This is a genomic window from Williamsia sp. CHRR-6, from assembly GCF_018474015.1.
Classification (GTDB): domain Bacteria; phylum Actinomycetota; class Actinomycetes; order Mycobacteriales; family Mycobacteriaceae; genus Williamsia_A.
This window is the reverse complement of record NZ_JAHCSG010000002.1, coordinates 421,302-447,936: the sequence shown is the minus strand read 5'-3', so window position 1 is coordinate 447,936 and position 26,635 is coordinate 421,302. Positions and strand designations below refer to the sequence as shown.

Genomic DNA, 26,635 nt, shown 5'->3' with positions numbered 1-26,635 from the left:
TAGAAAAATGCCCGTGTACATCCGAGACGCCGTCACTGCTGAGCAGAACGCCGCAGCACGAATGCGCGATCTCGGATTCGCTGATGCCCGCACAACCCCACCGGGCGCCGACAAGGGCATCGACGTAATATCCGAATCGGCGCTGGCTCAGGTGAAGTGGCGCGGTGCCCAGGTGCCGCGGTCTGACATCCAACGTCTCTTCGGCGCGCGTGGAACCCGCACACACCTCGCTCTGCTGTTCTTCTCAGCAAGCGGCTACAGCAAAGCCGCCGTCGAGTGCGCCAATGACCTCAACGTCATGCTCTTCGAGTACGCGCCCGATGGCTCCATAACGCCACGAGGTCACGCCGCGCACCACCACATGCAAGCACTCGAGGACCAGCGACGCAGACATGAACACGCAGAGCGGGAGCGTTTGCGTCGGGCGCGCGAGGCGCGCGAACGTGAAGCCCGCGAACGTGAGGCGCGCGAACGTGAAGCCCGCGAACGTGAAGCCCGCGAACGTGAAGCCCGCGAACGGGCGGCTCGCGAGCATGAGGCCCGCGACCGTGCGGCTCGCGCCCAATCCGAGTCGGCCCCACCGCAGTGGCTCCCGCCGGGCGACCAACTCATGTGGCAACACCGGCCAGCTCAAGCGTCGCCACACTGGACCCCGCCACCACAGGACCTCAGCAAGCGGCGGCCGACGAACCCCAGCTCAACTGTTCGCAGCGTCGGGTGGGTAGTTCTCATTGTGCTGGCGTTCGTTGGGTCCTTGTGTGGGCTCCTTTTTGGTGCCGTCGCCATCAGCTTTCTGTTCGACAACGTTCCGCTCGTGAACCGACTCCTTGGATTGTGGCTCGGAGGCATGTTTGCCGCCGTGTGCTTCGCTCCGCTCGTTTTCGTAGTGCGCAAGACTCGGCGTCAGAAGTCACGACAATACGGCGGCAAATAGACGAGACCGCCGGAACCCTCGCGGTGTCGACGGCCTCGCCATCGCGGGGTGATGCGTGGCGGTGGGCTATCCCATGGGAGCCAACGCCTCCGGGGATCCAGTGTTGTGCTGTCCGTCCACGACTGCCAGCGTCGCCGTCGACTTCTCGACCGCGGCCTGCGGCCGCCGCGGACGACCAGGGCCACGCTTCCGCGGCCCCGCGATGAGCGTTCGACCTCGAACTGGCGGAGGGTTTTGGCGTCGACGCAAGCGCGCTGCGCGTGCGCGATGAGATCCGACAACTTGGCGGTGTCGGTGGTGTCGGCGGCGAGAAACTCTTCTCGGCGCCGCGTCACCACCTGGTGGCGTTCGATGAGCTGGGGCAGCCTGATGCTCGCATCATCGCATCACAACGATGGAGCGCGGGGCTCTCACTCGCGTACACGCGCGGCGAACGCGTTCGCCACCTCGGCAGAGATCCGACCACGATCACTGACCTCGAAACCGTTGGCACGGGCCCACTGTCGGATGTCAGCAGCGGCGGCCGAAGGCCTCACGACATCGGGGCGCGTGGCCGGGCGTTCGGTATCAATGGCGGACGCTCCTTGCGTCAACCGCCATTCGTGTTGTGCGGCACCGAGAAACCGATACGTCCGTTCCTGCGCCATCTTTCGGTTATCGCAGAACACGATGCGTACCGCGGGGAAAGCAACCTGCATCTCGGCGACTGCCTCGGCAACCGCTGAGCCCGAGGCGAATTCGAGGTCAAAAACCTTGGAGTAGCCCGACTCCACGACCACTGCGGCCCGGAACACCGACGACATCTCCGCGAGGTTGTACTTCAGGGTGCTCTTGAGGAGACTGCTCGCCAGATCGGCAACGCTCTTGCGTTCCACTGTCGCGACCATCACGTCTGCGTCGAAGACGGCGTAGTCACCGACAGCCAGGCGCTGCTTTCGAACGCTCGCCTGCTGATGTCCAAAGGAGTACGCGTACTTCTCACCCGAGTCGACGACGATATCGAGCACCGCGCCGTGCGCACGGGCGGTGGGCAGGGTGACGTTCGGGCGAGCTTGTCTGGCGGTGCGGCGCGACTGCCAGAAGACCATTTCGCGGCCGCGGGCGCGGGTGACGACAATCGGCGACCGGCTCTCGCGCGCGCGTTCGGCCACAATGTCGATGGCCGCACCCCGCTGTCCCACCGACCGCAGCGGCACACGCCCGATGACCTCGACGTCGCCCGGCCACTCGTCGACGCGATGGCAGTAGATCTTCGCCTCGCGCGGCCAGGTGTTCTTGACCTTGAACACGATGCCATTGCGGCCCAATAAAACCCGTATCAGTTAGGGCAGCGTGGAGTCGGCCTCCGGGTTGAAGGCGATCAGCAGGTCCGCGATCACGGCGTCAGCTCAGCGCGTTCTCCACATCACCGAGCAGATCCGCGATGTCCTCGATACCCACCGACAGCCGCACCAGATTCTCGGGCACCTCCAACAGTGACCCGGCCGTCGAGGCGTGGGTCATGGCGGCGGGATGCTCGATCAACGACTCGATGCCGCCCAACGACTCGGCCAGCGTGAAGATCTCGGTACGGGCGCAGAACTCCTGCGCCCCAACGGCTCCCCCGGCCACCAGCACCGAGAGCATGCCGCCGAACCGCTTCATCTGTCGGGCCGCCACCGCGTGGTTGGGATGATCGGCCAGGCCCGGGTACAGCACCTTTTCGATCTTGGGATGGCCGAGGAGGTAGTCGACGATCTTCTCGGCGTTGTCGCTGTGCCGATCCATCCGCACCGCAAGGGTTTTGATGCCACGCAACGTGAGATACGCGTCGAACGGCCCGGGCACCGCACCGGCGCCGTTCTGCAAGAAGGCCAGGTCGACGTCGAGTTGTTCGTCGTCGGTGACGATGGCACCACCCACCACATCCGAATGCCCACCCAGATATTTGGTGGTCGAATGCAACACCACATCGGCACCGTGGGCCAGCGGTTGCTGCAGGTACGGCGAGGCAAAGGTGTTGTCCACCACAAGTTTTGCACCGCCGGCGTGCGCGACCTCGGCGAGCGCGGAGATGTCACCGATGTTGAGCAGCGGGTTGGTGGGCGTCTCCACCCACACCAGCTTGGTGGACGGGGTGATGGCGCCGCGCACGGCATCCAGATCGCTGACCGGGGCCACCGAGTAGGTGATGCCCCACTGGCTGAACACCTTGTCGATCAACCGGAACGTGCCGCCGTAGGCGTCGTTGGGGATGACCAGGTGATCACCCGGCCGCAACCGGGCCCGCAGCAACGCATCGGTGGCTGCCATGCCAGAGGCGAAAGCACGCGCATACGAGCCCCCTTCGATGCCGGCGAGGTTGCCCTCCAGCGCCTGGCGGGTGGGGTTGCCGGTACGGGCGTACTCGAACCCGCCGCGCAGATTCCCCACCCCGTCCTGGGCGAAGGTGGAGCTGGCGTAGATGGGGACGTTGACCGCACCGGTCAACGGGTCGGGCTCGTATCCGGCGTGGATTGCCTTGGTACCGAACCCTTGCCAGCGGGTTGCGTCGACCCGGCTGCGCTGTTCACTCATGAGTGGTCCTATCCCTGGGTGCTGACGTAGGCCAGCAGGTCGTGTCGGGTGAGCACCCCGATGGGCTTGCCATCCTCGACGATCATCAAGGCATCGGTGTCACGCAACGCTTTTCGCGCCACCGACAATGGTTCACCCGCACCGATGAGGGGAAACGGTTCGCCCATGTGCGCCGACACCGGGTCGGCCATGCTGGCCCGTCCTTCGAAGACCGCGCTGAGCAGCTCACGTTCGGTCACCGCACCAGCCACCTCACCGGCCATGATCGGCGGCTCAGCACCGACCACCGGCATCTGCGACACCTCGAACTCACGCAGGATCTCGATCGCATCCCGCAAGGTCTCCGACGGGTGGGTGTGCACGAAATCGGGTAGCGCACCGGACTTTCCGCGGAGGATCTCCCCGACCAGCGGCTCGCCGGCCTCCTTGCCGTCGAGCGGGGTGCGCAAAAACCCGTAGCTGCTCATCCACTTGTCGTTGAAGATCTTGCTCATGTAACCGCGGCCGCCGTCGGGCAGCAGCACCACCACCACCGCGTCGGGGCCCTCGCGCTGGGCCACCTGCAGCGCGGCCACCATCGCCATCCCGCACGACCCGCCCACCAACAGGCCCTCCTCACGGGCCAGGCGTCGCGTCATCTCGAAGGAGTCGGCATCAGAGACCGCGATGATCTCGTCGGGGATGGACGGGTCATACGCGGTGGGCCAGAAGTCTTCTCCGACGCCCTCCACGAGGTAGGGGCGTCCCGTGCCGCCGGAGTACACCGACCCCTCGGGGTCGGCGCCGATCACCTTCACCCGACCGTGTGAGACCTCCTTGAGGTATCGCCCGGTGCCGGTGATGGTCCCACCGGTGCCCACGCCGGCCACGAAATGGGTGATGGTGCCGTCGGTGTCGGCCCAGATCTCCGGACCGGTCGTCTCGTAATGACTCTGGGGGCCGGCGGGATTGGCGTACTGGTTGGGTTTCCACGCACCGTCGATCTCACGCACCAGCCGGTCGGACACGCTGTAGTAGCTGTCGGGGTGCTCTGGCGGCACCGCGGTGGGACACACCACCACCTCCGCGCCGTAGGCCTTGAGCACGTTGCGCTTGTCCTCGGCCACCTTGTCCGGGCAGACGAACACGCAGTGGTAGCCACGCTGCTGGGCGACCAACGCCAACCCCACGCCGGTGTTGCCCGAGGTGGGTTCGACGATGGTCCCACCCGGCTTCAGCTCACCCGAGGCCTCGGCGGCGTCGACCATCTTGACCGCGATGCGATCCTTCGACGATCCACCGGGGTTGAGGTATTCGATCTTGGCGGCGAGCAGACCCGATCCGGGCTGGATGACCTTGTTGATCTTGACCAGCGGGGTACCGCCGACCAGGTCGACGACGTGATTGGCAATGCGCATGGCTCCATCGTCTCAGACGGCCGAGCCGAGCCCCACCTCCGATAGGCTGGCGGTGTGCCTGCAACAAGTCGTGTGGTACGCGACATCGCAACTGCGGTGGTCGCCACCGCAGGAAGCGCTGGTGTCGGATGGGCCGCATACGCGTTTCTCACCGGGCAGGCCCGTGCCGCCCGCACCGTCATCCCCCACCGCACCGACAACGCCCCCAACGGCGACGGGATCTACGGGGCGGACGGATCCGGTCCACTGCGCGTCACCCGCGCGCACCCCTACGACGTCCACCTGATGGTGTTCGGTGACTCCACCGCCGCCGGGTTGGGCGCCGAGACACCCGACGAGACCCCCGGGGTGATCCTGACCCGCATGCTGGCCGCCGAGACCCGACGACCGGTGCGGCTGAGCACCAAGGCCATCGTCGGAGCCACCTCGCGGGGCCTCTCCGGTCAGGTGGACGCGATGTTGGTGGCCGGCAACAAACCCGACGTGGCGGTGATCCTGGTGGGCGCCAACGACATCACCGCCGGCAACCGCATCGGGCAGTCCGCGCAGCGGCTCGGTGCCGCCGTGCGGCGGCTGACCGAGTCGGGCGCGCACGTGGTGGTCGGCACCTGCCCGGACCTGGGTGTGGTGACCGCCATCCCGCAACCGCTGCGTTCGGTGGTGCGCGCGCTCGGACGACGGTTGGCGGCTGCCCAGACCAGCCAGGTGCTGGTCGGTGGAGGGCGGCCGGTGCCGTTGGCCGACCTGTTGGCACCGGAGTTCCTGGCCGCGCCCGAGCGGATGTTCTCAGCCGACAAGTACCACCCGTCAGCGGCGGGCTATCACCTCGCCGCGTCGACGCTGTTGCCCGAAGTGCTGGCCGCCATCGGCGAATGGGGCGACGGGCCATTGCCCAAACCGCCGACGGTCTCGCAGTACGCAGAGAACAATCGGCTGATGGTCCGCCTCCGCCAGCAGCTACGTCGACCCGTCCGGATCGTCGGCAACGGACTCGACGCCGACGATTCGTCGCCACGCTCGATGGCGTGACATCGCCACACCCCCAGGTCTCGACCACCACGTCCCGAAAGGACACCTCATGCCCGAAGCAGTGATCGTCTCCACCGCCCGCTCTCCCATCGGCCGCGCCGGGAAGGGGTCGCTTCGAGAGATGCGCCCCGACGACATGGCCACCCAGATGATCCAGGCGGCCCTGGCCAAGGTGCCGTCGCTGGACCCCACCGACATCGACGACATCCATCTCGGGATCGGTCAGCCCGGCGGTATGGGTGGCTTCAACATCGCCCGCGTGGTGGCGGTGCAGTTGGGCCTGGACACAGTGCCCGGTGTGACGGTCAACCGCTACTGCGCGTCGTCGCTGCAGACCACCCGGATGGCGTTCCACGCCATCAAGGCCGGCGAAGGTGACGTCTACATCTCGGCGGGCGCCGAAAGCGTGTCCAGCTTCGCCGTGGGCAGCGCCGACGGCTGGCCCAACAGCAAGAACCCGCTGTTCGCCGCAGCCGAGGAACGCACCGCGAAGACCGCCGAGGGTGGCGCGGGCCCATGGACCGACCCGCGTGAGCAGGGCCTGATCCCCGACGTCTACATCCCGATGGGCCAGACTGCCGAGAACGCCGCCAGCCTGACCGGCATCTCCCGCGAAGAGCAGGACCGCTGGGGTGTGTTGAGTCAGAACCGCGCCGAGGCAGCCATCAACTCTGGGTTCTTCGCCCGCGAGATCTCCCCGATCACCCTGCCCGACGGGACCGTGGTCGACACCGACGACGGCCCCCGCGCGGGCACCACCTACGAGAAGGTGTCGCAGCTGGCGCCGGTGTTCCGGCCCGACGGCACCATCACCGCCGGCAACGCCTGCCCACTCAACGACGGTGCGGCGGCCGTGGTCATCATGAGCGACACCAAGGCCAAGGAGCTGGGGCTCACCCCGCTGGCCCGCATCGTGGCCACCGCCGCCAGCGGTCTGTCGCCGGAGATCATGGGCCTGGGTCCGATCGAAGCCATCCGCAAGGTGTTGGCCACCGCGGGCAAGACCATCTCCGACATCGACCTGGTGGAGATCAACGAGGCGTTCGCGGTGCAGGTGATCGGTTCGGCCAACGAACTGGGCATCGACCACGACAAGCTCAACGTCTCCGGCGGTGCCATCGCGCTGGGTCACCCGTTCGGCATGACCGGTGCCCGCATCACCGCCACGCTGCTCAACAACCTCACCACCCATGACAAGACGTTCGGCATCGAGTCGATGTGTGTCGGCGGCGGTCAGGGCATGGCGATGATCGTCGAACGCCTCAGCTGAGCGCGAGAACGCCTGACAGACGACACGGACCCCGCACCAGCCGGTGCGGGGTCCGTGTGTTCGACGGTGTCGACTAGTCGGAGTTGATGAAGCTCAGCAGTCGCAGGATCTCGACGTAGAGCCACACCAGGGTGACCGTGAGACCCAGCGCGATTCCCCAGGCGGCCTTGGCCGGGGCACCCGCGCGGATCAGGCGATCGGCTGAGTCGAAGTCGATGAGGAAGCTGAACGCCGCCAGACCGATGCAGAACAGCGAGAAGGCAATCGCGACCGGTCCGCCGTCGTAGAGCCCCAGGCCACTGCCGCCGTTGAACAGACTGACCACCAGGTTGCCCAGGATCAACACCATCACGCCCACCATCGCGGCGAACAACATGCGGGTGAACCGTGGGGTCACCCGGATGGCGCCGGTCTTGTACACCACCAGCATTCCGGCGAACACGCCGAAGGTACCGAGGATCGCCTGCCCGATCAGGACGCCTGCCGACACGCCGGAGACGACGAAGTTGGCGAAAACGTAGGAGATGGAGCCGACGAACAGGCCCTCGAGCCCGGCGTAGGTGAGGACGATGCCCGGGTTGTCCTGCTTACGCCCGAAGGAGGCGATGAGCACCATGATCAACCCGCCGAGGCCGCCGATCAGCAGCAGCGGGAAGGCAAGTCCGTTGTTGGCGTGGACCAAGCCATAGGACACCGCAGCGCTGGCGATCAGCACGCCCAGTGTGGTGGCGGTCTTGGTCACCACGTCGTCGATGGTCAGGGCCCGCTGGCCCACCGGTACGCCCGCGCGGGCGTAGGGGTCCACCTGCTGATCCAGCATGGCCGACTGCGCGCCCTGCATTCCGGCGCCGAAGCCGGCGTAGCCGCCGGGGTTCTGGTTGTCACGGACCACTCCGCGCATCACCGGGTTGGTGGATTCTCGCACCGTTGCCGTCCCTTCATCGTCATGCTAGTCCGACCGCAGATACGTTCGGCCGGGTTTCCTACCAGGTCAACGACCGGGAGTGAGCCCGAGTTCCCCGCCGACTTTACTAGTTCTTGAACTTTGCCGCATCAGGTCACCTGCGGTTCTCACCCGGTTGTGGACGTGGCCAGCATTCTTCGCGGGCGATGTCGTAGCCGGTGTCGAACGCGCGCAGACGCTCACCCTCGATGTCGAAGTAGAAGGTGCGCAGTACGAACTCGCGCACCTCGGGCAGCACCCGCGTGCACCACCGCAGGATCCGCATCTCCATGCCGCCTGGCACCTCGACCATCAACCGCTGCAGTGCGTTGCGGTAGATGACGCCGAGCCGGATGTAGTCGGCCCGGAACTCCTTGTAGTGCCGCGTGTTGCGAAAGTTCTGGGCGTAGACCTCGGCGAGGGCGCGGGGCATGGTCTCGAGCATGTGCGCGCGCGACGCCGACACCACCCCGACGGCGATGCACCGGAACGGCCGACGGGCGTCTGACTCGTCGCAGCGACCCAGGGCCGCACGCCATCGGGTCGAGAGCGGACCACCGCTGCGGTAGGCGTGCATCGTGGTGACGTACTGCCTGTGGATTGCGATGAGCAGGCTCAACGCCCAGTCCGGGTTGGCGAGTTGGCCCGCGTCGATGATCGAGAGGTACTCCTCGGTGGTCAGGGCCACCAACCGCGCAAACCACACCTTGGGATCGCCGGCCGCACGCAACTCCTCGGCCAGGCGCTGCTGCATCGCGAGGTGACGTGCCGCCTCCGACCGCAACTGCTCGGTGTGGGTCTGTACCGGGACCGTGGGTCGGTACGTGCGCTGCAGGGTGGTGACCTGCGGCAACACTCGCGACCGCTCGCTCAGGCTCAACAGCGACTTCTGCACTTCTCGGCGTACCGTCTGGCTTGCCAGAAGTGAAATCCCGGAGGCGAATTCGACATCGAGGGCGACGCGTACCGCACACCCGGCCATGGTGGGCGTGATGTCGATGCGGCAGTGGTGGCCACGCAACAACGGCCAACCCTTGAACACCTCGTACTCGAAACGGCGGGGCTCCTCGGCATGGGTGACGACCTGGTGGACGGTGGCACGCACGGGTGTGGAGATGACCACCTCGCGAACTGCGCCCACCCGATCGACACGATCGGAGCCGCCGGCATCCGACGACAGAGTCCGTGTGGTGGACCAGGTGTTGCGCTGAGCCGGATCGGTGATCAACACCCATGCCTGCTCGGGCGAGCAGGTGAGCTCGGCCTCGAGGTCGATGGTACTCATGCGTTTCCCCTCACCAGCCCTGGTTCGCACTGTCGGTGCGACGTAAGGACCGGCACGACAGTGGTGTGGTCGGAACCAGATTCGAGCCGGGACCCCCACCGGCTCCCCAAGACTGACACACCCCACCCACCACCGCGAGGACCGTTACACGTTCCTGGGAACTGTCACAAACGGTGGTGACACCCATTGTCGAAGTCCGCACCTGATCAGGGACGTACCCCAGACCAACTGCACCCGCCTGCGACCGCAACGGATACCGTCACCTGAGTCGCCCCCATAGCCCAATTGGCAGAGGCAGCGGACTTAAAATCCGCCCAGTGTCGGTTCGAGTCCGACTGGGGGCACCGGTGTCGAGAAGCCGATCACCCCGATCAGCGCTGGACCGGGCGGCCGAAGCACAATTGTGTCCGTGACGATCTCCCCCTCGGCCATCACGGTGGCCAGTGTCGACTGGGACCACCCCGCCGCGGCAGCACTGCGCAACGCGATGACCGCAGAGATGTCGGCGGTCTACGGCGACCGCAGCGTGCCACCCGGCGTGCTGAACGTGGAATCCGACGCGGTGCGCTGGACCGGGCTGGCCTGCGACGCCACCGGTCGTGCGGTGGGACATGCCGCGTTGCGCACCCGCGGACAAGACATCGAGCTCAAGCGGATGTTCGTCGAATCCGGTTGTCGTGGAATGGGTGTGGCACAGGCGCTGCTCGACGCGACGCATCAGGCAGCCCGAGACATGGGATACACGACAGTGATCTTGCAGACCGGGGACCGTCAACCCGACGCCGTGCGACTCTACGAACGCAACGGCTACCGCCACATCCCGGTGTTCGCGCCCTACGACCAGATCTTCTATTCGATCTGCATGGCCAAGGACCTCCTGGCCACACTGAACTGATGTCACGCATATCGCTTGCCACCCACAGCTCCCGCCGAGTCGCTGCCGCACTGGGCAGCCTGTTCCTGGCCGCCACGGTGCTCACCGCCTGCGGCGATGACAACCCGTCGCGCTCAGCCGATCCCGAGGCCCCGTCGATCTCGGTCAGCGGGACCGGCGAGGTACAGGGTGTCCCAGACACCTTGACCGCCACCGTGGGCGTGGAGACCACCGCAGCCGACGTCAGCGGTGCCATTGCCGCAGCCGGGCAGCGCGTCAACGCCGTCACCGCAGCCGTCGTCAAGGCCGGAGTCGCACGCGCCGACGTGACCACCCAACAGGTGTCCCTCACCCCGCAGTACGCCGGCGTGACACCCGGTGGTGCCCAGTCCATCTCGGGCTATCAGGCCACCAACTCGCTGCGCATAACGGTCCGCAAGCTCGATACCGCCTCCACGGTGCTCGGCGACGCGGTGGCCGCCGGCGGCAACGACAGCCGACTCTCGGGGGTGGCATTTCGCATCGACGACGACTCGAAGCTGATCACCGACGCTCGCGCACGCGCCTTCGCCGACGCCCGCGACCGCGCCGATCAATACGCCGGCCTGGCCAAGCGGAAACTCGGACGAGTCCTGTCGATCAGCGAGAACATCTCCGGTCAGACCCAACCCCTCGACGCCCGCTCATCGCAGGCCTCGACCGCGATCCCGATCGAGCCCGGCAGCCAGACCGTCACGGTCTCGGTGAGCGTGAAGTGGCAGCTGGACTGATCGTCAGTAGAGGTAGACCACCGCGTTGACACCGCCGGTGCAGGTGACGATCTTCGCCTGTGCGGCACAGAGCATCTCGATGTCAGCACCAGTCTCGGGACTACGCGCAGTGATGGGCCGCGGCAGCTGCCCGGGGCGGCCGCTGCGCGCATAGGCCGCCCGAACCTCCTCGGCGAAGCCACAACTCGTGGCACCGGTACCCACCGACGACGCACGGTAGAGCCCGGTGGGCGGGTATCGCACCGGACACGGGGTGGACCCGTCGGGCGCGCCGGCGACGGTGGGTCCCGGTGCCGCGCTCGCCGACGATTCCGGGGCCTGCGATGACGGCGACTGCGCAGGATCAGCCGTGCGCTGCGCGGGATCTGTCGGGGATGAGGTCGAGGCGATCGGCGCGGCCGGCGACGCGGTCCCCGAGGTGGTCGGCCGGGCAAACGCGATCACCGACACCGCGATCACCGCCGCGACGCCCAACGCCACCCCGGCGACGATCAGCGGGCGACGGTCCACTGTGGTGGGAGTCGGATCGGCGGCGTCAGGCTCGCTCACGTGGCGCGCCAGGCGTTCATCCCGAGGATCACCAACACCAGCTTGCGCTGCGTGCGACCGATCAGCTCAGAGTCTTCGTCGCTGTCGCGGCGGCGGGCATCCAACAGTTCGGCCACCGCCTGCAGCATCACGTTGACGATGAGGTCGGCCGCCAACTCCAGATCCTCGGCACGCCACCGATCCATCTCCGGCAGCCGCGAGAGGTCGATGGCCAACTCCTTGACGAAGAGCCGCAACTCGGTGGAGATGGCGCGCCGGATCTCAGTCACCCCACCGTGCTGTTCACGCACCAGGAACCGGAACTGCCCCTCGTTCTCACGCACCTGCCGCACCAGGATTGCCAAGGAACTGTGCACGGTGGGCACGGCATCGCGTGCGGCCAGATCACGGCGGCCGTCGCGAAGCATCTTGCGCAGCACCCGCATCGAATCCTCGACCAACGTCACACCGAGGTCTTCCATGGACGCGAAGTGACGGTAGAACGCTGTGGGCACGATGCCCGCGGCCTTGGCCACCTCACGCAAGCTCAGGCTGGCAAAGCTTCGATCGCCCACCAGGATCAACGTCTCGTCCAGCAGCGCCTGCCGGGTACGGCTCTTGCGAGCCGAGCGGCTTTCGGTGGCGTCGACGGCAGCTGAGCGGCCGGCCGGCCGGCGCGCTGACGTCAGATCCCTGGAACGAGACACCCGGCAAGTGTAGGCAACCACCCCCGTGTGATGGCTGTTACAGGACCGAGATCTTGACCATGTGGGGCGTCAGGGTGAACTCTGTCAGTGCACACCTGTTCACCCAAATTCGTCGCCCCACGCCGGGCGTCGAGTCCGTCTCCCCGGAATGGAGGACGCGATGTTCGATCGCCTCCCCAAGGTGCTCGGCTCGGTGATCGAGGCCACCCTCGCCCCCCACCCGGTCGACCGCTACCTCGAGCTGGTCGACCCGATGATCACCTGGAGCGACCTGCGCGCCCGGATCGTCGACATCGAGCGTCGGACCCCCCGCACCATCACCCTCATCCTCACCCCTACCCGCCAGTGGACCGGATTCACTGCCGGACAATATGTGCAGCTCAGCGTGGTGATCGACGGCGTACGCCAGACCCGTTGCTTCTCCCCCGCCAACGCCGAGGGTGGTCGCGGTGGCCGCATCGAGCTGACCATCACCTCCCACGACGGCGGACTCGTCTCGCGGCATCTGCGCGAGAACGCCCGAGTGGGCGACGTGCTGGGCCTCACCCCGGCCGTCGGCGACTTCTGCATGCCCACCCCGCGACCGGCTCGGATGCTGTTCGTCAGCGGCGGAAGTGGGGTTACACCCGTACTCTCAATGTTGCGCACGCTTGTCGCCGAGCGGCACCGGGGCGCGGTCGACTTCGTCCACTACGCCGCCACGCCCAACGATGTCGTCTACGCCGCCGAGGTCGACGACATCGCACGCGCACACCCCGAATGGAACATCCGGACGGTCTACACCCGCCGCGACGGCGAGATCGGCCATCCCCGTGGCCATTTCGTACCCGCCCACCTCGACGAGCTGGCGCCCGATCACCGATCGGCAGAAGTCTTCGTCTGCGGTCCGGCCGGACTGATGGCCGCGGTGACCGATTACTTCACCGACCTCGGACGCGCCGAGGCCGTTCACAGCGAGGCGTTCACCGCGCCGGCCACGTTCGCCCCCGATCCCGACCAACCCGTGTCAGGCGAGCTGACGTTCACCGGTGCCCGGACCACCGCCGCCAACGACGGCCGCACCATCCTTGAGCAAGCCGAATCGGCAGGCCTCACTCCCGAATTCGGCTGCCGCATGGGAATCTGCTTCTCCTGCACCGCCCCAAAGAAGTCTGGCTGCACACGCAACGTGCTCACCGGGGAACTCGACACCGACAGCGACACCCACATCCAGATCTGCGTCTCCGCTCCCGTCGGCGACGTCGAGATCGATCTCTGAAGGAGTACGCGATGACGATCACCGAATTGCCCACCGCCCGCACCGGATCGCAGCCTCCCGCGCGTCGCGACGACGCCACCCCCGGTCAGCTCGTCCTCACCCACGAGCAGGTCGAGGCGCTGGGTCGCGAACTCGACGCGCTACGCGCCCGCGTGGTCGCCGATCTCGGCGAGGCCGACCGCGAGTACATCTACAAGATCATCAAGGCCCAGCGCACCCTCGAGGTCGCCGGTCGGGCGATGTTCTACTTCGGGTTCTTCCCGCCCGCCTGGGCCGCCGGCGTGGTAGCGCTGGGTGTGTCGAAGATCCTGGACAACATGGAGATCGGCCACAACGTCATGCACGGCCAGTACGACTGGATGCGCGAGCCGTCGCTGAACTCTCGCGAGTTCGAGTGGGACACCGTGTGCCCGGCTGATCAGTGGCGCCACAGCCACAACTACATGCACCACACCTACACCAACATCCTCGGCGAGGACCGCGACATCGGGTACGGCATCCTGCGCATGGACCGCGACCAGCGGTGGAATCCCTACTACCTGGGCAACCTGCTGTGGGCCAGCGGTCTGATGTTCGCCTTCCAGTGGGGCGTCATGCTGCACGACCTGGAGGTGGAGAATCTGGTGCGCGGCAAACGCCGCTGGTCAGACATCAAGGGCCTGGCAAAAGGCATGTGGCGCAAGGCAAGCCGGCAGGTCCTCAAGGACTACCTGGTGTTCCCCGCGCTCACCGGGCCGCTGGCGCCACTCACCCTGGCCGGCAACGCCAGCGCCAACCTGGTGCGCAACGTGTGGACCTTCTCCATCATCTTCTGCGGCCACTTCCCCTCGGGCGTACAGACCTTCACCCCCGAGGAATGCGAGAACGAGACCAAGGGACAGTGGTACCTGCGTCAGATGCTGGGTTCGGCCAACATCATCGGCAGCCCGCTCTTCCACATCATGAGCGGCAACCTGTCCCACCAGATCGAGCACCACCTGTTCCCCGACGTCCCCGCCAACCGCTACCCGACCATGGCCCCCGAGGTCCAGGCGATCTGCGAGAAGTACGGATTGCCCTACAACACAGGCACTTTCAGCCACCAGATCTTGTCCACCTGGAAGAAGATCGCCAAGCTGTCGCTGCCGAATTCCATGGTCTCCGACGACGTCGAGTTCAGTGTTAAGGTCGAGCCCAAGAAGGCCGACGTCGCCTAATCCATGTCGCCCGACGGTGGCGTCTGCGGCAGAGTTGGAGTGAGTGATGGTCGGCAGGTTCGAACGCAACAAAGACCTCCTGCAGGAGGTTGTCGAATCCACCGCGGCGCATGTGGGACGGATCGCGACCATCATCACCGGCGCTGTCGTGGACGTCACCCGGGAAATCGGTGACCTCATCTCCGACGGCGTCGAGATGCGTGAGGCGGCAAAGAAAGCCCAGCTCGACGATCGGCATGCGGTCCACAACGAGTCCAGGCTCGACGAGCTGGCCGATCGCTACGCCGATGACGATCCCGACGACGAGGCTCCCGACACCGACGACAAAGACGCCCACAGCCGCAGGTGACCACGCTGCTCGTGTCACACGGCCGGGATACGCTCTGACACTATGAGCACACAATCCGCCTCCGCCGCCTCGCCGATCACCCGGTTCCGGGGTCCGGCGATGGCCGTGCTGACGTTTGCGATGTTCATGGACCTGCTCGACGTGACCATCGTCAACGTCGCACTGCCGGCCATCCGCTCAGACCTCAACGCGTCGGCCAGCCAGCTCGAATGGGTGGTCGGTGGATACGTGTTGGCGTTCGCCACCGTGCTCATCACCGCGGGCCGCCTGGGTGACCGCTATGGCCGCCAACGCGTGTTCATCACCGGCATAACGGGTTTCACCATCGCCTCGTTGTCGGCCTCGTTGGCCCAGAGCGGCGACATGCTGGTGTACTCCCGGGTTGCGCAGGGGCTGTTCGCCGGGCTGATGGTGCCGCAGGTGCTGGCCAGCGTGCAGGCGCTGTACAAGCCGCGGGAGCGGGCGCCCATCTTCGCGATCATCGGCGTGGTCACTGCGCTGGCCGCCGTGATCGGACCGGTGCTGGGTGGCTGGCTGGTCACCAGCAACCCGATCGGGGGACAGTGGCGGGCCATCTTCTACCTCAACATCCCGATCGGGATCGTCATCGTCATCGCGGCAGTGATCCTGGTGCCCAACACTCGCGCCGCGCGACCGTCTCCGCTGGACCCCCTGGGCGTGGTGCTGGCCGCCGGCGGCATCCTGCTGATCGTCTATCCGCTGGTCGAGGGTCGCCAGCTGGGATGGCCGTGGTGGTCGTTCGTGATGATGGCGGCCTCACCGGTGGTGCTGGCCCTGTTCATCGTCAACGAGCGGCGCCACTCGCATTCCGACGACATCGCCGCCGACAGCGCGATGATGCCCCTGCGGTTGTTCACCCATCGCGGGTTCGCGGGGGGCGTCGCGGTTCAGTTCTTGTTCCAGGGCTCGATCAACGCGTTCTTCCTCATCCTCGCGCTGTACGTGCAGACCGGGTTGAATTTCAGCGCCATCGCCTCGGGCGCACTGACCTTGCCGTTCAGCCTCGGTGCCATGACCGCAGCCGGACTGGCCGTGCGGTTGGTCAGCAGACTGGGTCGGTTGTTGCCACTGATCGGCGCAACCCTCATCACCATCGGCACCGCGGCCACCATCTACGTCCTGCACTCGACCGGCCGCGACTACTCGGCCTGGGACACCGTCATCCCGATGGCCATCGCCGGGTTCGGGTTGACGATGACCGTGGTGCCGCTCTACGACATCGCGCTGGCCGCTGTCGACGAACGGGACTCCGGTGCCGCATCCGGCGTCTTCGGCACGTTCCAGCAGGTCGGCGGCGCACTCGGCGTCGCGATCGTCGGAGTGCTGTTCTTCGGTGCCGCCGGTCGATACACCCAACCCGAGTTGGTCCACGCGCTCGCCGTCGCGTCAGCGGTGCCGATCGTCGGCTACGCCCTGGCGGCCGCGTGCTCGATGCTGCTGCCCAGCATCAGCGCGGTGCGCGCACATCTGGCCGCCGTCGAGGCCGCCACCGATGACGATCTCGACGACACCACGGTGCCCGCACAGGCCTAGCCAGGAATCAATATTCCCGGTTGCCCACATCTGCTCACTCTGAGGGCAATGTTTGCTGGTCACACGGCGTGACGGCTATCGTCGGGCTCGTGATGCCCTCATCGCTGAAGTTCCCCAACCCGGTCAACGAGTACGCCGCGCGCGTCACCGCGGGATTGGTGGTGGTTCTCGCCATCGTCACCATCGTGATCGATCATCCGATCGCGTACGCGATCCTGGCCGGCGGATTCGCACTGCGGGTGATGTCGGGACCCAAGCTCTCGCCGCTGGCGATCCTGTCGGTGAAGGTGTTGGTGCCACGCCTGGGCAAGACGAAGATGGTGCCCGGCCCACCGAAGCGGTTCGCCCAGGCGATCGGACTGACCATCACCGCCACCGCACTGGTACTCAGCCTGCTCGGCTACGGACTGGCCGCCCAGATCACCGTCGGCATGGTCGTCGTCGCGGCCTTCCTGGAGTCAGCATTCGGGATCTGCCTGGGGTGCATCATCTTCGGGTTCCTGCAGCGTCGCGGGGTCATCCCGCACAGCGTGTGCGAAGCGTGCAACAACATCTCCCTGCGTCAACCTGCCACCGGCGCGTCGGCGCAGTAGCGCCCTCGGTGGTCAGCTGATCGACAGCGCGATCCCGTCGAGAATGTCGTGCTCACTGACCACCATCTCGGTGATACCTGCCTGCTCCTGCAGCACGCGGGCGAGTTCGAGGGTGACCACCGATCCGCCGCCGATCACATCCACCCGACCCGGATGCATGGGGCCCAGCGCCGACCGTTGCTCCCGAGTCATCGCGATCAACCGCTCACACACCTCGCGTAGCGCATCGAAACCCACGACCGACCGGTGGATCTTCTCCGCGTCATAGGTGTCGAGTCCAGCGGCAAGTGCGGCCAACGTGGTCATCGTCCCAGCCACCCCCACCCAGGTGCGTGCCTGTGCCACAGGCACCACGGCGAAGGCTGTGGCCAACTCGTCGCGAGCGAACCCCCGGGCCCGCTCGACCTCATCCGGGGTGGGCGGGTCGGAGGCCAGTGCCCGCTCGGTCAACCGCACACAGCCGATGTCGACCGAGCGGGCCGCGCTCACGCCGTGCTCACCGGTGCCCAAGACCACCTCGGTCGATCCGCCACCAAGGTCGGTCACCACGAAAGGTCCACGAGCAGAATCGAATTCACCGACCGCACCGGCAAACGACAGCCGCGCCTCCTCGTCGCCGGTGATCACCTCGGCCACACTGCCCGCCACCACCGGGCCCAACAGCTCACGGGTCATGCCGAAGAACTCGTCGCGGTTGGCCGCATCACGCGTGGCCGAGGTGGCCACCATCCGCACCGCGTCCACACCCGCGTCGACCATGATGGCGGAGTAGTCGGCCAGCGCGGCTCGGGTGCGTTGCAGCGCGGCCTCGGTGAACCGTCCGGTGGCGTCGACGCCTTCACCGAGCCGGACCACGCGCATCTCCCGGTGTACATCGACCAGACCGTGATCGGTGGTGCGCGCGATGAGCAGCCGGATGGAATTGGTTCCGCAATCCACGGCGCCGACGATGCTCATTGCAGGTCCTCCTCGGTCAGATGCGGGTAGTCGGCCATCTGCGGCCAATACCTGGGGATGGCGCTGCCACGTAGGGCCGGCCCGTAACGCGATTCCTCCGCCGCCAGGGCTACGGCTTCGTCACCGAACGGGTTCACACCCACACCTTTGGCCAACGAATGGGCCATCAGCACGTGCAGGCACTTCACCCGATCCGGCATGCCACCACCGGTGAAATCGGTTCCCAAGGAATCGATCTCGTTCCGTTCGGCCAGATACGACTCGTGCGCTCGCCGGTAGTGCGCGGCCAACTCGGGGTCGTGGGCCAGCCTGCTGCTCATCCGTCGCATCACCCCGGCCGACTCCAATCGGCTTGCGGCCGCGGTCAATCGGGGATCGGTCAGGTAGTAGAGCGTGGGGAACGGGGTACCGTCGGGCAGCCGTGGCGCGGTGGTCACCACCGCCGGGATCCCGTCGGGGGTGCGGTAACTGACCGCCAGCACGCCGCGCGGCGTCCGCCCGAGCTGTTGCGCGATCACCTGCAGGTCGGCCGGATCGACCGGCGAGCGCCCAGCTCCCGCCGGGCCGCTGATCGACTCAGCCACCGGGTGGTGTGGTCACAGACCCCAGCAGCTTGCTGTACCAGGGGTCGCCGGCACGCTGATCGGCCCGCTTCTGCGCATCGGATTTCGGCGGTGCCGACGGGTAGATCATCACCAGCGCGTTGTCACCGGGGTCGACGTAGCCCAGCCGTTCGCGGGCCAGACGCCGGATGGTGGCCGGGTCCTGCTGCTCGTCGACCTTCTGCTGCAGCTGGGCAACCTGTTGCCGCAGTGCGGCATTGGACCGTTGCACCTGATCGACCTCGGATTGCTGGGAGAAGAAGGTGCGCACCGGCACCGCCAGGGTCAGCGCCACCACGCTGAGCACCAGGGCCACGATGACCACACGCTTGGGATCGAGCCGACGGCCACGACCGACCCCGGCGCGTCGCGGCGTGTCGGCGGCCGGGGGGTCGAGGTCGGTCGGGGTGTCGTGCGCGGGGTCGAGGTCGGGCACGTCGAGATCGTCGTCTGACACTGCCGCCGCACGGGTACGCCGGCTCACGCCCGGACGGGCCGGGCGTCGCCGCTGCGGTGACGTACCTGATCGTGACGCCATGTCGTGTCCCCCCACCGTGGTCGGGCTGCTCAGCCCTCGTACGCGAACCGCGGGAACGCCAGGTCACCCGCGTAGCGGGCGGCGTCGCCGAGGGTCTCCTCGATGCGCAGCAACTGGTTGTACTTGGCCACCCGCTCGCTGCGGGCCGGGGCACCGGTCTTGATCTGACCGCAACTGCACGCCACGGCGAGATCGGCGATGGTGGTGTCCTCGGTCTCCCCAGACCGGTGGCTCATCATGGTCTTGTATCCGTTGCTGTGGGCCAGCGCCACCGCATCCAACGTCTCGGTGAGGGTGCCGATCTGATTCACCTTGACCAGCAGCGCGTTCGCGGCGCCGCGGTTGATGCCCTCCTCCAGGCGCTCGGGGTTGGTGACGAACAGGTCGTCGCCGACGAGCTGCACCTTGTCGCCGATGGCCTCGGTCAGCGCCACCCAGCCATCCCAATCGTTTTCGTCCAGCGGATCTTCGATGGACACCAGCGGGTAAGCGCCCACCAGCTCGGCGTAGAACGCCGACATCTGCTCGGCGGTCTTGGTCTCCCGCTCGAAGGCGTAACCCGTTCCGTCGGTGTAGAACTCGGTGGCCGCCACATCAAGGGCGAGAGCGATGTCGGTTCCGGGGGTCAGGCCGGCGCCGGTGATCGCCTCCAGGATCAGGTCTAGCGCGGCCTTGGTGCCGGCAAGGTCGGGGGCGAAGCCACCCTCGTCACCCAGCCCGGTGGACAGGCCTTTGGCCTTGAGCACCGACTTGAGTGAGTGGTACACCTCGGCACCCCAGCGCAGCGACTCCTTGAAGGTGGACGCCCCGACCGGCGCGATCATGAACTCCTGCACGTCCACCCCGCTGTCGGCGTGGGCGCCACCGTTGATGATGTTCATCATCGGGACCGGCAGGATGTGGGCGTTGGGTCCGCCGATGTAGCGGAACAACGGCAGCCCGGCCGACTCGGCGGCACCCTTGGCCACGGCGAGGGACACCCCCAGCAGTGCATTGGCCCCCAGTCGGGACTTGTCGGCAGTGCCGTCGAGGTCCAGCAGCGCCTGATCGATGACTCGCTGCTCGTCGGCCTCGTAGCCGATCACCTCCGGCGCGATCTCACCGAGTACAGCCTCCACGGCCTTGGTGACACCCTTGCCGCCGTAGCGGTCACCGCCGTCGCGCAGCTCCACGGCCTCGTGCTCGCCGGTGGATGCACCAGAAGGAACTGCCGCGCGCGTGAACGTGCCGTCGTCCAGGGCGACCTCGACCTCAACGGTCGGATTGCCTCGGGAGTCGAGAATCTCTCGTGCCCCCACCTGTTCGATGATCGCCACTGATTGCCCCTTCGTCGTCATTCCTCGCACGCGCCGACACGCCGAAGGCGTCGACAGGTGATGCCGCGTCAAGACTAGTGCCCCCGGCCGGGGTTATCGGCGCTGACTCGCCCAGCTGGGCAGGTCGGTCAGTGCGCAGTCGCCAATCGGTCGCTAGGCAGCGGTCAGAAGGCCACGCCCACCGAGTAGGCGTTGGCGTGGTCGCGCACGTTCAACAGGTAACTGCGGGAGGCGTTGTAGGTCAATATCGCCTTCTGCCACCCTGCCGCGGTGCTCAGGTCGCCACCCGATACACACAGGTAGCGGGCCGCTGACAACGCTGCGTCGTCGATGTTGTCGGGGTCGGCCCGACCGTCACCGCTGGCGTCCACGCCGTAGCGCAGCCAGGTCTGGGGGATGAACTGGAACGGCCCCATGGCGCGGTCCAGGGTGGCGTCGCCGTCGAGGCGACCGCCGTCGGTGTCGCGGATGCGAGCGTTGCCGTTGGTGCCGTCGAGCTGCACGCCGCGGATCCTCGGGGCCACCGCACCGTCGGGTGCCACGGTGGATCCACGGTAGGTACCGTGCCTGCTCTCCACGGCGGCCACACCCGCCAGCGTGGTCCAGGTGAGTCCGCATTCGGGGTGTTGCTGGCGCTGTATCTCGGCCGCGTTGCCGTAGGCCTCCATCGAGGTCAGCGGGATGCCCATGTCCTGGGCCAGCGGCCGCGCCCACGCCTGGAGTCGATCGGAGGTGCGACCGGGGGCGTTGATGTCGAAGTAGGGCACGGCGGCCCCAGCTCCCGGCGGCACGCCGTCAGGGATGGCGACCGAAGGCTTGCTGGGCAGATCGACGCACGCGGTCGCCAGCAGGGCGATCACCCAGCCCAGCGCCACCGCACCGATCGTGCGTGACCGGCGAGATCTGCCCACCCTGTGCACCGCCTTCTGCGTTCGTGAGTTCGTGGATTCGTGCGCTCACACTGTCAACTACCGAGTCGCCGCCGTGGTTCCCACGCCCGGACGACGGATCTGACGCGGCGCCGTGTGGGTAGCGTTGGGGCGTGGACATCGACCGCTGGCGCAGCCGACTTCCGGTCCGCCGAGCGTCCGACGGCGAGATCATCGGGTGGACCGTGAGCAGTGACGGCGACCCCTACTCCGAGCGTGTCGACGCGGTGAACCCGGTCGGGCAGGTGGTGGCAGCTGGCGTGGACACCGCCGACGCGACCGACATCCTGGCCGCCCGCGGATTGGCGTCGTTGACCGAGCCGTGCTGGGCGCGCGCCCCGATCCCCATCACCCGCGACACCGATTTCACACGGCCACAACCGGATTGGCGCTGGCGACGGGTGGCGATGACTCAGCTCGACGACAACGAGGTGTGGATTCGCGCCGCCTACCCCCACCACATCGAACGCTTCACCGAAGTACCGCTGCGGCTACCCGCCGACGACATCCTGCACCACCATCCACCGACCACCGACGAGTGAGACCGATTGTGGTCGCGACCCGACATCGATGTTCTCCTGAGGTGATCGACAGAACGGCCTGTCGGCCGACGTCATGGGGACGACGGGCTGATCACCGACGGTTCGCCGAGCATCCGGCGCCAGTCGGCGGCGGTGGGGGCCCTCACCCCGGCGGCACGCAGCGCCGACTCGGCGGCGCGTACACGGGCCATGAAGTCGACGATCCGACAGCGCTGACGGTCCTCGACACTGCCGTCGGGGTCGGCGGCCAGCGCCGCGGTCAGGTCCACGGTCAGCACTGACGCGGGGATCAGGTCGTGGGGAAAGCCGGCCGCATCGAGACGTTCCATCACCTTCTGGGTCAACGCCAGCGCCGGTTGCGAGGTGGCGACCCCGTCGAACACCGACATCCGCGCTTTCTCGGCGGCCTTGGTCGTCTCCCAGTGTTCGATCTGGGCCGCCAGGTCGGTGTCTCCGGCCAGGACACCCGCCGATCGCGCCGAGATCTTGGCGGTGAACGCGCGCGCCACGTCGTCGATGTCGAACGGCTGCACGGGATCATCGGCGGCGATGCGCGCATGGAACAGCACCTGCAACAGGATGTCGGCGAGTTCCTCGAGGAGGTCGGCACGACTCCCGCCCTCGATGGCGTCGAGCAGTTCGTAGGTTTCCTCCAGGAGATACCGACGCAGCGAGTCGTGGGTCTGCGCCGCCTCCCAGGGTCCGATACGACGGAGCCGATCCATCAGTTCCACCGCGTCGAGTAGGGCCTCCCCCGACCTGCGACCGCCTGCGCCGGAGCCGGATCCGGTCATGCCGGTTGCTCGATGACCGGACCGCGCATGTCGCGCGAACCCGGGTCGGCGCCGGTGATGACCGACAACAGGTCGGCCACCACCTGGATCAACTCCACGTCGCGCACGCGGTCGCTACCCACGCCCCCGGTGCGCGGGATGGGCATCGTCAGCACCGAGGTGGCCTCGCGGTAGGTGGTCCCCGGATAGACCCGACGCAGCCGGATCTGTTGGCTGTCGAGCAGATTCACCGGCGACACCTTCACTCCGGTGCCCGCCACCCCGATCTCGGTCACCCCCACCTCACGCGCCAGCAGCCGCAGCTTGGCCACCGACACCAGGCGCGACACCTCCGCAGGCAACGGTCCGTAGCGGTCCAGCAGTTCGTCGACGACGGCGGTGATGTCGGAGTCGTCGAGTGCCGCAGCGAGTTTGCGGTACGCCTCCAGCCGTAGCCGGTCGGAGTCGACGTAGTCGGCCGGGATGTGGGCGTCGACGGGCAGGTCGATGCGCACCTCCCGCTTCTCCTCCGAGGTGATGGGTTTGCCGTCGGCGGCTGCCCGGTAGGCTTCCACCGCCTCGCCGACCAACCGCACGTACAGGTCGAACCCGACACCGGCCACGTGACCGGATTGTTCGGCGCCCAACACGTTTCCGGCGCCACGCAGCTCGAGGTCCTTGAGCGCCACCGCCATCCCGGCGCCCAACTCGTTGTTCTGGGCGATGGTGGACAGCCGGTCGTACGCGGTCTCGGTGAGCGGCTTGTCGGGACTGTAGAGCAGGTAGGCGTATCCGCGTTCGCGGCTGCGGCCCACGCGGCCGCGCAGCTGGTGCAGCTGCGACAACCCCAGCGCCTCGGCCCGGTCGACGATGAGGGTGTTGGCGTTGGAGATGTCGAGCCCGGTCTCGATGATGGTGGTGCACACCAGCACGTCGAACTCGCGGTTCCAGAAACCGGAAACGGTGCGTTCGAGCTGGTCCTCACCCATCTGTCCGTGCGCCACCACCACCCGCGCCTCGGGCACCATGTCCTGAATCTGTTTGGCGGTCTTGTCGATCGAGCTCACCCGGTTGTGCACGAAGAAGACCTGCCCGTCGCGCAACAGTTCTCGGCGGATGGCGGCGGCCACCTGCTTGGGTTGGTAGGCGCCCACATAGGTGAGCACCGGATGACGTTCCTCGGGCGGGGTCAGGATGGTCGACATCTCCCGGATGCCGGCCATCGACATCTCCAGGGTGCGCGGGATGGGCGTGGCCGACATGGTCAGCACGTCGACGTGGGTGCGCAGCGACTTGATGTGCTCCTTGTGCTCGACTCCGAAACGTTGTTCCTCGTCGACGATCACCAGACCGAGGTCTTTCCAGCGCACCCCGCTCTGCAGCAGGCGATGGGTGCCCACCACGATGTCGACACTGCCCTCGGCCATCGCGTCGATGGTCTCGCGGGATTGCGCCGCGTCGGTGAACCTGGACAGACCTTTGATGGTGACCGGGAACCCGGCCATCCGCTCGGTGAAGGTCTGCAGATGTTGTTGGGCCAGAATGGTCGTCGGCACCAGCACGGCCACCTGCTTGCCGTCCTGCACCGCCTTGAACGCCGCACGCACCGCGATCTCGGTCTTGCCGTAGCCCACGTCTCCGACGATGACCCGGTCCATCGGGACGGGTTTTTCCATGTCGGCCTTCACCTCGGCGATCACCGTCATCTGATCGACGGTCTCGGTGAACCCGAAGGCGTCCTCCATCTCGGCCTGCCAGGGCGAGTCGGGCGCGAACGCATGGCCGGGCGCGGCGTGACGCGCCGCATACAGGGCCACCAACTCTCCGGCGATCTCACGAACCGCTTTGCGCGCCTTGCGTTTGGTGTTCTGCCAATCCGACCCGCCCAGCTTCGACAGCGCCGGCTGTTCACCACCGACATACCGGGACAGCTGATCGAGGGAATCCATCGGGACGAACAACCGGTCACCGGGCTGGCCGCGTTTGCCCGGCGCGTACTCCAGCACCAGGTATTCCCGGCGTGCCCCACCGATGGTGCGCTCGTTCATCTCCACGAACCGACCGATGCCGTGCTGATCGTGGACAACCAGATCGCCTGCGGCCAACGCCAGCGGGTCCACCTGGTTGCGGCGTTTGGCGGGCATCTTCTTGCCGTCGCGCACCCCCGCCACCCGCGACCCGGTCAGGTCGGCCTCGGAGACGATCACCAACGACGCGTCAGGACACACCAATCCGCTGCGCAAGGTGCCGCACAGCACCGAGACCACACCCGGCGCGGGCTGCGATCCTGCTTCGATCAGGGTGGCCGGAACCTCGGCGTCGCCGAGTCGCTCGAGGTAGCGCTGGGCAGTTCCCTTGCCCTGCACCACGATCACGGCTCGACCCCCTGAGGCCACGTGCCCGCGCAGGGATGCGAAGGTGGACGCCACCTCGTCCTGCGCACCGCGAGGTGCCGGGCCCGGCGACACCGCCAGCCGCACAACGGTGTTCGCGTCCTGATCGTCGTCATCGCCGAGCTCGTCGTCGGGGATGGCGTCAAGCGGGGTCATGGTCCACCACGGGCGCCCGGCCGCGACGGTGGCCTCGTGGACCGCGGCGATGGGCCGATAGCTGCTGGCCTGCAGATCGATTCCGCCGAACGCCGCCCCGTCGACGGGGGCGTCGCCACCCACCGCGGCCGCTGTCCACGACGCCTCCAGGAACTCCTCGCCGGTCTTGGCCAGATCGGACGCACGGGTGCGCACCTTCTCCGGGTCCAGCACCACCACATGCGTTCCGGCGGGCATGATCTCGGTGAGCAGCTGCATCTGCCCTGGGACCAGCACCGGGATCAACGCCTCCATCCCGTTGACCGGGATGCCTTCGGACAGTTTGCTCAGCATCTCGACCATCGACCGGTCGCCGCCGTCGGGATCGATCAGGTCCGCAGCGCGGGCCCGCACCTCGTCGGTGAGGATCAGCTCGCGACACGGATGCAGGTGGACCAGCGCGGTGTGCACCTCGGGCTGGCTGCGCTGATCAGCCACCGAGAAGGCACGCAGCTCGGTGATCTCGTCGCCCCAGAACTCCACGCGCACAGGGTGATCGGCGGTGGTGGGAAACACGTCGAGGATGCCGCCCCGCACTGCGAACTCACCGCGACGGCCCACCATGTCCACCCGCGCGTACGCCAACTCGACCAACCGGGCGATCAATTCGTCGAAGTCGAACTCCACGCCCTCGCGCAACGTGATCGGCTCGGTGGATCCCAGTCCGGGAGCCATCGGTTGCACCAACGATCGGACCGTGGTCACCACCACGCGCAGGCGCGGACCGTAGGCGTCGTCGTCGGGGTGCGCCAGCCGGTAGAGCACCTGCAGCCGCGCGCCGACGGTGTCGGGGCTGGGCGAGAGCCGTTCGTGCGGCAGCGTCTCCCACGACGGGAACTGCGCCACCGCCTCGCCCATCATCTCGCGCAGTTCGGTGGTCAGGTCGTCGGCCTCGCGTCCGTTGGCCGAGACCACCAGCAGCGGTCCGCCCGAGCTGACAGACGCTGCCGCCGCGAGGACGAACGGGCGTGCGGCGTCGGGGCCGACGATGTCGAGCCGCCGGCGTCCACGCAGACCGGTGACGGCCGCGATCGCCGAATCAGCGATGGCCGCCTCGGCCACACCTGCCAACGGTCGTGCGGTCGGATCTGCCGTTGTCAGAGGTGCAGCCACGCCGTCGATGGTAGGCAACTGCGTTGCCAGCGGT

25 protein-coding genes and 1 tRNA gene are annotated in these 26,635 nt (G+C 67.2%); 12 read left to right on the top strand and 14 right to left on the bottom strand.

Annotation, left to right across the window (positions count from 1 at the left end; genetic code table 11):
• The first annotated feature begins 13 nt into the window (after positions 1-13).
• Positions 14-934 carry a restriction endonuclease gene (locus KIK15_RS07980; protein ID WP_214243639.1) on the top strand — a complete coding sequence of 307 codons (921 nt, stop codon included), beginning with the start codon at positions 14-16 and terminating at the stop codon, positions 932-934.
• Positions 935-1,344: 410 nt separating this feature from the next.
• On the opposite strand, the gene KIK15_RS07975 is transcribed toward KIK15_RS07980, so the two are convergent.
• The 3 genes from KIK15_RS07975 to KIK15_RS07965 all read right to left on the bottom strand — a co-directional run bounded on the left by KIK15_RS07975 (position 1,345) and on the right by KIK15_RS07965 (position 4,887).
• Entirely contained in the window at positions 1,345-2,223 is an 879-nt protein-coding gene (locus KIK15_RS07975) for a histone-like nucleoid-structuring protein Lsr2 (RefSeq protein WP_307851791.1), read from the bottom strand.
• A 94-nt stretch (positions 2,224-2,317) separates the two neighbouring features.
• On the bottom strand, positions 2,318-3,490 hold the full coding sequence (locus tag KIK15_RS07970; RefSeq protein WP_214243638.1) for a cystathionine gamma-synthase: 1,173 nt from the start codon (positions 3,488-3,490) through the stop codon (positions 2,318-2,320).
• 8 nt (positions 3,491-3,498) lie between these two features.
• Positions 3,499-4,887 carry a cystathionine beta-synthase gene (locus KIK15_RS07965; protein WP_214243637.1) on the bottom strand — a complete coding sequence of 463 codons (1,389 nt, stop codon included), beginning with the start codon at positions 4,885-4,887 and terminating at the stop codon, positions 3,499-3,501.
• Positions 4,888-4,941: 54 nt separating this feature from the next.
• Here KIK15_RS07965 and KIK15_RS07960 point away from each other — a divergent pair, with 54 nt between their 5' ends.
• Both KIK15_RS07960 and KIK15_RS07955 read left to right on the top strand, forming a co-directional pair.
• Positions 4,942-5,916, top strand: a complete 975-nt coding sequence (locus KIK15_RS07960) for an SGNH/GDSL hydrolase family protein (RefSeq protein ID WP_307851790.1) — start codon at positions 4,942-4,944, stop codon at positions 5,914-5,916.
• A gap of 49 nt (positions 5,917-5,965) precedes the next feature.
• Entirely contained in the window at positions 5,966-7,186 is a 1,221-nt protein-coding gene (locus KIK15_RS07955) for an acetyl-CoA C-acetyltransferase (protein ID WP_214243636.1), read from the top strand.
• Between the two features lie 73 nt (positions 7,187-7,259).
• Here KIK15_RS07955 and KIK15_RS07950 read toward each other — a convergent pair whose 3' ends face one another.
• Positions 7,260-8,111: a Bax inhibitor-1/YccA family protein gene (locus KIK15_RS07950; RefSeq protein WP_214243635.1), complete on the bottom strand. Its 852-nt coding sequence runs from the start codon at positions 8,109-8,111 to the stop codon at positions 7,260-7,262.
• Between the two features lie 133 nt (positions 8,112-8,244).
• Positions 8,245-9,414, bottom strand: a complete 1,170-nt coding sequence (locus tag KIK15_RS07945; RefSeq protein ID WP_214243634.1) for a DUF5995 family protein — start codon at positions 9,412-9,414, stop codon at positions 8,245-8,247.
• A 270-nt stretch (positions 9,415-9,684) separates the two neighbouring features.
• Between KIK15_RS07945 and KIK15_RS07940 the strand changes: the two genes are divergently transcribed.
• The 3 genes from KIK15_RS07940 to KIK15_RS07930 all read left to right on the top strand — a co-directional run bounded on the left by KIK15_RS07940 (position 9,685) and on the right by KIK15_RS07930 (position 11,058).
• Positions 9,685-9,758, top strand: a tRNA-Leu gene (locus KIK15_RS07940).
• A 65-nt stretch (positions 9,759-9,823) separates the two neighbouring features.
• Positions 9,824-10,309, top strand: a complete 486-nt coding sequence (locus KIK15_RS07935; protein WP_307851789.1) for a GNAT family N-acetyltransferase — start codon at positions 9,824-9,826, stop codon at positions 10,307-10,309.
• Positions 10,309-11,058 (top strand): SIMPL domain-containing protein, encoded by a 750-nt coding sequence (locus tag KIK15_RS07930; RefSeq protein ID WP_214243633.1) that lies wholly within the window; start codon positions 10,309-10,311, stop codon positions 11,056-11,058. Before KIK15_RS07935 ends, KIK15_RS07930 begins: the two co-directional genes overlap by 1 nt.
• A gap of 3 nt (positions 11,059-11,061) precedes the next feature.
• On the opposite strand, the gene KIK15_RS07925 is transcribed toward KIK15_RS07930, so the two are convergent.
• Entirely contained in the window at positions 11,062-11,607 is a 546-nt protein-coding gene (locus KIK15_RS07925) for a hypothetical protein (RefSeq protein ID WP_214243632.1), read from the bottom strand.
• Positions 11,604-12,275: a TetR family transcriptional regulator gene (locus KIK15_RS07920; RefSeq protein ID WP_214243849.1), complete on the bottom strand. Its 672-nt coding sequence runs from the start codon at positions 12,273-12,275 to the stop codon at positions 11,604-11,606. Before KIK15_RS07920 ends, KIK15_RS07925 begins: the two co-directional genes overlap by 4 nt.
• Before the next feature lie 178 nt (positions 12,276-12,453).
• Here KIK15_RS07920 and KIK15_RS07915 point away from each other — a divergent pair, with 178 nt between their 5' ends.
• The 5 genes from KIK15_RS07915 to KIK15_RS07895 all read left to right on the top strand — a co-directional run bounded on the left by KIK15_RS07915 (position 12,454) and on the right by KIK15_RS07895 (position 17,243).
• Positions 12,454-13,551, top strand: a complete 1,098-nt coding sequence (locus KIK15_RS07915; RefSeq protein ID WP_214243631.1) for a ferredoxin reductase — start codon at positions 12,454-12,456, stop codon at positions 13,549-13,551.
• An 11-nt stretch (positions 13,552-13,562) separates the two neighbouring features.
• The gene (locus KIK15_RS07910; protein ID WP_214243630.1) at positions 13,563-14,747 is read left to right on the top strand and encodes an acyl-CoA desaturase; all 1,185 of its coding nucleotides are present in this window, start codon (positions 13,563-13,565) and stop codon (positions 14,745-14,747) included.
• Between the two features lie 46 nt (positions 14,748-14,793).
• Complete coding sequence (locus tag KIK15_RS18335) at positions 14,794-15,096, top strand: hypothetical protein (RefSeq protein ID WP_250324295.1); 303 nt, start codon at positions 14,794-14,796, stop codon at positions 15,094-15,096.
• A gap of 42 nt (positions 15,097-15,138) precedes the next feature.
• Entirely contained in the window at positions 15,139-16,650 is a 1,512-nt protein-coding gene (locus KIK15_RS07900) for a DHA2 family efflux MFS transporter permease subunit (RefSeq protein ID WP_214243629.1), read from the top strand.
• 92 nt (positions 16,651-16,742) lie between these two features.
• Positions 16,743-17,243, top strand: a complete 501-nt coding sequence (locus KIK15_RS07895) for a DUF4395 domain-containing protein (RefSeq protein ID WP_214243848.1) — start codon at positions 16,743-16,745, stop codon at positions 17,241-17,243.
• Between the two features lie 12 nt (positions 17,244-17,255).
• Here KIK15_RS07895 and KIK15_RS07890 read toward each other — a convergent pair whose 3' ends face one another.
• The 5 genes from KIK15_RS07890 to KIK15_RS07870 form a co-directional block, all read right to left on the bottom strand.
• The gene (locus KIK15_RS07890) at positions 17,256-18,200 is read right to left on the bottom strand and encodes a Ppx/GppA phosphatase family protein (RefSeq protein WP_214243628.1); all 945 of its coding nucleotides are present in this window, start codon (positions 18,198-18,200) and stop codon (positions 17,256-17,258) included.
• On the bottom strand, positions 18,197-18,784 hold the full coding sequence (locus tag KIK15_RS07885; protein WP_374222831.1) for a DUF501 domain-containing protein: 588 nt from the start codon (positions 18,782-18,784) through the stop codon (positions 18,197-18,199). Before KIK15_RS07885 ends, KIK15_RS07890 begins: the two co-directional genes overlap by 4 nt.
• Complete coding sequence (locus KIK15_RS07880; RefSeq protein WP_307851788.1) at positions 18,777-19,286, bottom strand: septum formation initiator family protein; 510 nt, start codon at positions 19,284-19,286, stop codon at positions 18,777-18,779. Before KIK15_RS07880 ends, KIK15_RS07885 begins: the two co-directional genes overlap by 8 nt.
• Positions 19,287-19,369: 83 nt before the next feature.
• Positions 19,370-20,656 (bottom strand): phosphopyruvate hydratase, encoded by a 1,287-nt coding sequence (gene eno / locus KIK15_RS07875; RefSeq protein WP_214243626.1) that lies wholly within the window; start codon positions 20,654-20,656, stop codon positions 19,370-19,372.
• 164 nt (positions 20,657-20,820) lie between these two features.
• Positions 20,821-21,567: a lytic murein transglycosylase gene (locus tag KIK15_RS07870; protein WP_307851787.1), complete on the bottom strand. Its 747-nt coding sequence runs from the start codon at positions 21,565-21,567 to the stop codon at positions 20,821-20,823.
• A gap of 131 nt (positions 21,568-21,698) precedes the next feature.
• Between KIK15_RS07870 and KIK15_RS07865 the strand changes: the two genes are divergently transcribed.
• On the top strand, positions 21,699-22,127 hold the full coding sequence (locus KIK15_RS07865; RefSeq protein ID WP_214243624.1) for a hypothetical protein: 429 nt from the start codon (positions 21,699-21,701) through the stop codon (positions 22,125-22,127).
• A 71-nt stretch (positions 22,128-22,198) separates the two neighbouring features.
• Here KIK15_RS07865 and KIK15_RS07860 read toward each other — a convergent pair whose 3' ends face one another.
• Both KIK15_RS07860 and mfd read right to left on the bottom strand, forming a co-directional pair.
• On the bottom strand, positions 22,199-22,921 hold the full coding sequence (locus tag KIK15_RS07860; RefSeq protein ID WP_214243623.1) for a MazG family protein: 723 nt from the start codon (positions 22,919-22,921) through the stop codon (positions 22,199-22,201).
• Positions 22,918-26,601 carry a transcription-repair coupling factor gene (gene mfd / locus KIK15_RS07855; RefSeq protein ID WP_307851786.1) on the bottom strand — a complete coding sequence of 1,228 codons (3,684 nt, stop codon included), beginning with the start codon at positions 26,599-26,601 and terminating at the stop codon, positions 22,918-22,920. The genes KIK15_RS07860 and mfd overlap by 4 nt, the downstream gene beginning before the upstream one ends.
• Positions 26,602-26,635: the final 34 nt, after the last annotated feature.

Coding starts and splice junctions, on each gene's coding strand:
- KIK15_RS07970 (WP_214243638.1), bottom strand. CDS start 3,490: ATGAGTGAACAGCGCAGCCGGGTCGACGCAACCCGCTGGCAAGGGTTC.
- KIK15_RS07965 (WP_214243637.1), bottom strand. CDS start 4,887: ATGCGCATTGCCAATCACGTCGTCGACCTGGTCGGCGGTACCCCGCTG.
- KIK15_RS07955 (WP_214243636.1), top strand. CDS start 5,966: ATGCCCGAAGCAGTGATCGTCTCCACCGCCCGCTCTCCCATCGGCCGC.
- KIK15_RS07945 (WP_214243634.1), bottom strand. CDS start 9,414: ATGAGTACCATCGACCTCGAGGCCGAGCTCACCTGCTCGCCCGAGCAG.
- KIK15_RS07930 (WP_214243633.1), top strand. CDS start 10,309: ATGTCACGCATATCGCTTGCCACCCACAGCTCCCGCCGAGTCGCTGCC.
- KIK15_RS07915 (WP_214243631.1), top strand. CDS start 12,454: ATGTTCGATCGCCTCCCCAAGGTGCTCGGCTCGGTGATCGAGGCCACC.
- KIK15_RS07910 (WP_214243630.1), top strand. CDS start 13,563: ATGACGATCACCGAATTGCCCACCGCCCGCACCGGATCGCAGCCTCCC.
- KIK15_RS18335 (WP_250324295.1), top strand. CDS start 14,794: ATGGTCGGCAGGTTCGAACGCAACAAAGACCTCCTGCAGGAGGTTGTC.
- KIK15_RS07900 (WP_214243629.1), top strand. CDS start 15,139: ATGAGCACACAATCCGCCTCCGCCGCCTCGCCGATCACCCGGTTCCGG.
- KIK15_RS07895 (WP_214243848.1), top strand. CDS start 16,743: ATGCCCTCATCGCTGAAGTTCCCCAACCCGGTCAACGAGTACGCCGCG.
- KIK15_RS07890 (WP_214243628.1), bottom strand. CDS start 18,200: ATGAGCATCGTCGGCGCCGTGGATTGCGGAACCAATTCCATCCGGCTG.
- KIK15_RS07860 (WP_214243623.1), bottom strand. CDS start 22,921: ATGACCGGATCCGGCTCCGGCGCAGGCGGTCGCAGGTCGGGGGAGGCC.